We start from the raw sequence: 530 nt of genomic DNA, 5'->3' as shown, positions 1-530 counted from the left end.
CGACGACCGGCCCCGACTTGTACGACTTGTAGACGTTCCACAGGAACGGCAGCGTCGACACACCGAGGATGAACGCGCCGATCGTGGAGATCGTGTTCAGCGTGGTGAAGCCGTCGGAGCCAAGGTAGTCCGCGTACCGCCGGGGCATGCCCTCCGCGCCCAGCCAGTGCTGCACGAGGAACGTCGTGTGGAACCCGACGAACGTCAGCCAGAAGTGCAGCTTGCCCAGCCGCTCGTCCATCATCCGGCCGGTCATCTTCGGGAACCAGAAGTAGATCCCCGCGTACACCGCGAACACGATCGTGCCGAACAGCACGTAGTGGAAGTGCGCCACCACGAAGTACGTGTCGGACACGTGGAAGTCGATCGGCGGGGACGCCAGCAGTACGCCGGAGAGGCCGCCGAACAGGAACGTGGTCAGGAAGCCGACGCAGAACAGCATCGGCGACTCGAACGTGATCTGCCCGCGCCACATCGTGCCGATCCAGTTGAAGAACTTCATGCCGGTCGGGATCGCGATGAGGAACGAC

The 530-nt window shown here is 63.4% G+C and carries 1 protein-coding gene; it reads right to left on the bottom strand.

The features are described 5' to 3' along the window. Positions 1-530 (bottom strand): cytochrome c oxidase subunit I (locus tag Aru02nite_RS36355; RefSeq protein WP_203665093.1); only part of this gene is annotated, 530 nt, incomplete at both ends.

Origin of the sequence: Actinocatenispora rupis (assembly GCF_016861975.1) — a bacterium.
Lineage (GTDB): Bacteria > Actinomycetota > Actinomycetes > Mycobacteriales > Micromonosporaceae > Actinocatenispora > Actinocatenispora rupis.
This window is presented reverse-complemented; position numbering and strand designations above follow the sequence as displayed.